Annotated in this window: 1 pseudogene; it reads right to left on the minus strand. The window is 38.7% G+C overall.

What is annotated here, in order from left to right:
* Nucleotides 1–45: 45 nt before the first annotated feature.
* Nucleotides 46–217: pseudogene (locus V6260_RS19080) on the minus strand (ABC-F family ATPase); the annotation flags it as partial.

The raw sequence follows: 217 nt of genomic DNA on the forward strand, positions 1-217 counted from the left end.
GATAACTTTACCGTCTTTAATTTCCCAAATACGGGTTGCAACTTATGATACAAACTGACGGTCGTGGGATACAAACTTCAATGTACCTTCGTAAGCTTCAAGGGCTAAATTAAGCTCTTCAATCGATTCCATATCCATGTGGTTAGTTGGCTCATCCATTAACAATATCTTTGCTTTATGCATCATAATTTTACCAAACAGCATGCCGCCTAGCTCA

The organism is Pseudoalteromonas aliena (assembly GCF_038155085.1).
GTDB classification, from domain to species: Bacteria; Pseudomonadota; Gammaproteobacteria; order Enterobacterales; family Alteromonadaceae; genus Pseudoalteromonas; species Pseudoalteromonas aliena_A.